This window comes from Streptomyces sp. NPDC093510, from assembly GCF_040683555.1.
Taxonomy (GTDB): Bacteria; Actinomycetota; Actinomycetes; order Streptomycetales; family Streptomycetaceae; genus Streptomyces.
Genome location: NZ_JBFBEE010000058.1, coordinates 1 through 6,766 on the forward strand (window position 1 = coordinate 1; position 6,766 = coordinate 6,766).

The window sequence follows — 6,766 nt, forward strand, 5'->3', positions numbered from 1 at the left end:
GTGCCGAACACATCAGCACCCAGATGACGCGCCACATGCACCGCCGCCATCCCCACACCACCGGACGCGGCATGCACCAGCACCGACTCACCCGCACCCAGACCCGCCAGATCCACCAACGCGTAGTACGCCGTCAGGTACGCCACCGGAGCCGCCGCCGCCTCAGCAAACGACCAACCCTGCGGCATGGGGGCGAGCAGTTGCTGGTTCACGACGGCCCGGGGGCCGAAGGCTCCGGAGAAGAGACCCATGACGCGGTCGCCGACGGCGAGTTCACGTACGCCGGGACCGGTCTCGATGACCACACCGGCCGCCTCGAGACCCAACAGTCCCGCATCGCCCGGATACATGCCCAACACGTTCAGCACATCACGGAAGTTCACCCCGGCCGCACGGATCGCCACCCGCACCTCACCCGGCCCCAACTCTGCCGACGCCTCGGGAAACTCCGCCACCCGGAAACTGTCCAACGTCCCCGTCGCCTCAAAGTCCACCCGCCACGGGCTGCCGCCGGCCCCAGGAACCTCCAACGCCGCCTCACCGACCCGCACCAGCCGGGCCGCGAACGCCCGACCGGACCGAACCGCCAACTGCGGCTCACGATCGGAGTGGTCGGACACCACGGACCGCAGCACGGCCAGCGACTCGTTCCGGCCGTCGGTGTCCACCAACACGATCCGACCCGGGTGCTCGGCCTGCGCAGAACGAACCAGACCACGCACAGCAGCAGCCGCCACGTCCGGCACCCCATCACCCGCGACAGCAGCCACCGCACCACAGGTCACGACCACCAGCCGCGCACCATCCCCATGCCCGGCCGCCAGCCACTCCTGCACAACCTCCAACGCACGCCCAGCCACGGCGCCCGCGCCGACTGCCTCACCATCGACGTCACCGTCACCGTCGCCGTCGCCGTCACCGGAGAAGGACACCACCGTCAGATCAGCATCCCGCTCATCCGAACCGTGCTCATCCGACGCCGCGTTCCCCGAAGCGGTCAACTCCCGCCACTCCACCCGGAACAGTGAACGGAACCTTGAGGCGGCGGCCGACGTCGCGGTCGCCCGGAGGTCCTGCGCGTTCACGGGCCGCAGTGCGAGCGAGCCGATCGTAGCCACGGGGGCGCCCGCGCTGTCGGCAAGCCGCAGCACCCACCCCGAACCGCCGGGCGTGATCCGCACCCGCAACGCACCCGCCTGAGCCGCGTGCAAGGTGACATCGCTCCAGGAGAAGGGCAGTTCGGCACCCTCGCCCGCCTGCGGGCTCAGCCCGATGCCGTGCAGGGCGGCGTCGAGGAGCGCCGGGTGCAGCCCGAACCCGTCGGACTCCACTCCGTCGGGCAGGACGACCTCGGCCAGCACATCGTCCCCGTGGCGCCAGGCAGCCTCGAGGCCCTGGAAGACAGGCCCGTACTCCAACCCTGACGCGGCGAGTTCCGCGTACAGCCCCTCGATCGCGACTGGCTCCGCACCGGCCGGCGGCCACACCGCCAGATCGAAGTCCGCCTCCGCCACGCCATCGACCAGCACACCCTCGGCATGCCGGGTCCACGGCACGTCCGCCGCGTCGTCCGGACGCGAGTGCACAGTGACAGCCCGCCGCGCGTTCTCATCGGCCTCGGCGACCTGGACCCGCAGCACCACCGCACCACGCTCATCCAGAACCAGCGGAGCATGCAGCGTCAGATCCTCGACCGTGCCACAGCCAACCTCGTCGCCGGCCCGCACCACCATCTCAACCAACGCCGCACCCGGCACGACGACCGTGCCACCGACCACGTGATCCGCAAGCCACGCATGCGACGCCAGCGACAGACGCCCGGTGAACAACGCGCCATCGGAGTCCGGAAGCTCAACCGCCGCGGACAGCACGGGGTGTCCGGCAGCGGACAGCCCAAGACTTGCGGCGTCACCGGTGCCCGCGACGACGCGGGGCCAGTACGGGCGGTGTTGGAAGGCGTACGTGGGCAGGTCGACGCGGGTGGCGCCGGTGCCGTCGAAGAAGGCGGGCCAGTCGACGGACGTGCCGTGCAGGTGGAGTCGAGTGATCGCTTCGGTCAGCGCCTGAGTCTCGGCCCGGTCACGGCGCAGGGCCGGGATCAGTGTGGCGTCGCTGTCGGTGAGGGTTTCGGCGGCCATCGCGGTCAGTACCGCGTCCGGTCCCACCTCCAGGAAGGTGCTCACACCCTGCCCGGCGAGGGTGTTCACCGCGTCGGCGAACCGGACGGTGCCGCGCACGTGACGCACCCAGTACTCGGGGTCCGACAGTTCCTCGTACGAGAGGACCTGGCCCGTCAGCGTCGATACGAGGGCCAGACGCGGCCGCTCGTACGTGAGACCGGCAGCGACCTCACCGAACTCGGCCAGCATCGGCTCCATCAGCGAGGAGTGGAAAGCGTGGCTGACCGAAAGGCGCTTCGTCTTCCGACCCAACCCAGCGAAGTGTGCGGCGACGTCGTCCACGGCAGCCTCAGTGCCAGAGATCACCAGGGAGGCAGGCCCGTTCACCGCAGCGATGTCGACCCCGTCGACCAGAGCCGCCCGTACCTCGTCCTCACCGGCCTGTACCGCACACATCGCCCCACCGACCGGAAGGTCCTGCATCAACCGGCCCCGAGCGCAGACCAGCCGTGCCGCGTCGTCCAGCGACCAGACCCCGGCAACGTAAGCAGCCGCCAGCTCGCCTATGGAATGACCCGCCAAAACATCGGCACGCACACCCCACGACTCGATAAGCCGGAACAGCGCCACCTCGAACGCGAACAGCGCGGGCTGCGTGAACCCGGTCGCATCCAGCACCTGCGCATCCGCACCGAAGACAACCTCAGCAAGCGGCTGATCCAGGTGCACGTCGAGCGCGGCACACACCTCGTCCCACGTAGCAGCGAACACCGGGAAAGCGCCATACAACTCACGCCCCATTCCGGGGCGTTGACTCCCTTGGCCCGTCAGCAGCAGAGCCAGTCGTCCACCGGCCGCCAGACCCCGCAACGGCGCGTCACCATCCACAACCGCTTGAAGACCAGCGAGAAGCGTCTCCCTGTCACTGGCCACCACACCGGCCCGATGCGCGAATGCCGCCCGCTCAGTCACCAACGACAGAGCGACCCCAGCCGGATCAACCTCCGACCGCTCACTCACATACGACAGAAGCCGCGCCGCCTGACCCCGTACCGCCTCCGCCGTCTTGCCGGACAGCACCCACGGTACGGCCCCCAACTCCCGTACGGCGGACGGCTCGTCACCCGACGCGAGCGCGGGAGCTTCCTCGACGATCACGTGGGCGTTGGTGCCGCTGATGCCGAAGGACGAGACACCAGCTCGTCGCACCCGCTCCCCCGCAGGCCACTCCCGCGCCTGCGTCAGCAGCCGCACCTCACCCGCAGCCCAGTCCACCTGCGAACTTGGCGCATCCACATGCAACGTCGCCGGAAGAACCTCGTGCTGCATCGCCAAGACCATCTTCATGATCCCCGCAACACCAGCAGCCGCCTGCGTATGACCCAGATTCGACTTCACCGAACCCAGCCACAACGGCTCACCCTCCGCCCGACCCTGCCCGTACGTGGCCAACAGCGCCTGCACCTCGATCGGGTCACCCAGCCGCGTCCCGGTCCCATGCCCCTCCACGGCGTCGACCTGGTCGGCCGAGATGCGTGCGGAGGCCAGGGCCTGGCGGATGACGCGCTGCTGGGCGGGGCCGTTGGGGGCGGTGATGCCGTTGCTGGCACCGTCTTGGTTGACGGCGGTGCCACGGACGACGGCCAGCACGCGGTGGCCGTTCTTCCGCGCGTCGGAGAGCTTCTCCAGGACGAGTACGCCGACGCCCTCGCCCCAGCCCGTGCCGTCCGCGCCCTCCGCGTACGCCTTGCACCGGCCATCCGCCGCGAGCCCCCGCTGACGGCTGAACTCGACGAAGGTGTCGGGCGTCGACATCACGGTCACGCCGCCCGCAAGGGCGAGCGAGCACTCGCCGCTGCGCAGCGCCTGCGCAGCCAGATGTACGGATACCAGCGATGACGAACACGCCGTGTCCACCGACACCGCGGGACCCTCAAGACCCAACGTGTACGACACACGGCCCGAGGCGAGACTGCCGCCCACGCCCATGAAGCCCTCGGTGTCCCGCTGCGCGGAACGGGCAAGCACCTCGCTGTAGTCGTTGTAGATGATGCCGGGGAAGACGCCGGTGGGGGTGCCCCGCAGGGTCTGCGGCTCGATGCCGGCCCGCTCAAGAGCCTCCCACGACGTCTCCAGGAGGATCCGGTGCTGCGGGTCCATGGCCAGCGCCTCGCGCGGGCTGATCCCGAAGAACTCCGCGTCGAAGCGGCCCGCCTCGTAGAGGAATCCGCCCTCGTTCGAGTAGGTCTTGCCCGGGGCGTCCGGGTCCGGGTCGTAGAGGCCCTCCACGTCCCAGCCACGGTCCAGCGGGAATCCGCCTATCGCGTCCTGGCCCGTGGAGAGCAGCTTCCACAGGTCCTCCGGCGAGGAGACCCCGCCCGGGAAGCGGCACGCCATCCCGACGATCGCGACCGGCTCGTGCGCGGTCGCCGAGAGGCGCCGGTTCAGCTCGCGCAGCCGCTCCGTCTCCTTGAGGGAAGCGCGCAAGGCGTTCACGAGCTTGTCGTTCCCCGCGGACTTGCCGTCAGTCGCGGGCTTGCCGTCAGTCGCGGGCTTGCCGCCCGCCGCGGGCTTGCCGTGCGCCGCGGGCTTGCCGCCCGCCACGGGCTTGCCGTCCGCCGTCGGCTTGCCGTGCGCCACGGGCTTTTCGTTCGGTGCAGACACCTTGTCCTCGCTCATCCCCGTCGTACCCGTGGTCCCCGAAGTTCCCGAGGGCCCCGTCGTCCCCGCCGTTCCCGTCGTCCCCGTCATCAGATGTCCATTCCTTCGAGCGCCCTCTCGATGAGGCTCTCGGTGTCCATGTCGTCGATCGATTCGCCGGCGCTCGTGCCGCCCTCGTCAGCGGCCTCCGGCACGGGGCCGTCGGCTTCGGGCTTGTGGCCGGCGAGTTCGAGCAGCGCTTCCAGCAGGCCTGCCTCACGCAACCGGGCCAGCGGGATGGCGGCCAGTGACGCCCGCACCTTGTCCTCGTGGTCGGCCGAGCCGGACTCGTCCTCGGTGTCGGCGTGCGGCAGCAGTTCGGCGTGGAGGAACCCGGCGAGTGCGTCCGGGGTCGGGTAGTCGAAGACGAGGGTGGCCGGAAGGCGGATGCCCGTCTCGGTGGTGAGGCGGTTGCGGAACTCGACGCCCGTCAGCGAGTCGAAGCCGAGATCCTTGAACGGCAGATCCGGGGCGATCGCCTCGCCGGCCGCGTGGCCGAGTACGGCGGCGGCGGCGGTACGGACCAGGTCGAGCAGGTACTCGTTACGGGCCCTGGCGTCCATCGCCGCCAGACGCTCAGCCAGCTTCTGCCCGCCAGCGCCACTCCCCTGCCCTGCGGCCCGCGCAGTACGACGGGCCGGGGTGCGGACCAGCGCCCGCAGCAGAGGGTCGAGCTCCTCTCCCGGCCGCATGGCCTTGACCGCCTTGGCGGTGTCCAGGTGCATGGGCACCAGGGCCGCTTCGGGGAGGGTGAGCGCGGTGTCGTAGAGGGCCAGGCCCTGCTCACCCGTGAGGGCAGCCGTGCCCGACTCCACCATCCGGGCCCGGTCGGCCTCGGCCAACGTGCCGCCCATACCACCCGCCTCCAGGTCCCACAGGCCCCAGGCCAGTGAGGTGGCCGGAAGCCCGGACGCCCGACGCTGCGCTGCCAGCGCGTCCAAGTAGGCGTTGGCGGCGGCGTAGTTGGCCTGGCCCGGGTTGCCGAAGGTGCCCGCGGCCGAGGAGAACAGTACGAACAAGGCGAGATCCGCCGTACGCGTCAACTCGTCCAGGTGCCGGGCCGCCTCCGCCTTCGGCGCCAGTACGTGACGCAGCCGCTCCGGGGTGAGGGACTCCAGCAGACCGTCGTCCAGGACACCCGCCGCGTGCACCACACCCGTCAACGGACGATCGACGGGAATGGCATCCAGGACATCGGCCAGCGCCTTCCGGTCAGAGACATCACAAGCCACCCAGGTCACCTGCGTGCCCAACACGGACAGTTCCGCGACCAGTTCCGCCGCGCCCGGCGCCGCCTCACCACGACGGGAGGCAAGGAGCAGATGACGTACCCCATGCTGAGTTGCCAGATGACGGGCCAGGAGCGTGCCCAGCGCGCCGCCCGCACCCGTCACCAACACCGTGCCCCGCGGGTCCGGCTCAACCGGCATGCGCAGCACCACCTTGCCGGTGTGACGGGCCTGCTGTAGGTAACGGAAGGCGTCCGGCGCCTGCCGCACGTCCCACACACGCACCGGCAGCGCGGGAAGCGTGCCCTTCTCGAACAGCACGTGCAGTGCGCCGAACATCTCCGCGAGCTTGTCCGGTCCCGCGTCATCCATGACATCGAAGGACTGGTAGACGACCCCGGGATGACCCTGGGCGACCTGCTCCGGATTACGGATGTCGGTCTTGCCCATCTCCACGAACCGACCGCCACGCGGCAACAGATCCAACGAGGCGTCCACGAACTCCCGCGCCAGCGCATCCAGTACGACATCCATGCCTCGGCCATCCGTGGCGGCAAGGAACGACTCCCGGAAGTCCAACGTCCGCGAGTTGGCGATCCGCCCGTCCGGCAGACCCAGCCCGCGCACCGCATCCCACTTGCCAGGACTCGCCGTGCCGAACACATCAGCACCCAGATGACGCGCCACATGCACCGCCGCCATCCCCACACCACCGGA

At 70.1% G+C, this 6,766-nt stretch carries 2 protein-coding genes; both read right to left on the reverse strand.

What is annotated here, in order from left to right; all coding sequences use genetic code 11:
* A partial coding sequence (locus AB0N81_RS41860; RefSeq protein ID WP_365368170.1) for a beta-ketoacyl synthase N-terminal-like domain-containing protein occupies positions 1 to 4,784 on the reverse strand: 4,784 nt, incomplete at its 3' end.
* Positions 4,785 to 4,870: 86 nt separating this feature from the next.
* The coding region (locus AB0N81_RS41865) for an SDR family NAD(P)-dependent oxidoreductase (RefSeq protein ID WP_365368172.1) at positions 4,871 to 6,766 on the reverse strand (1,896 nt) is incomplete at its 5' end.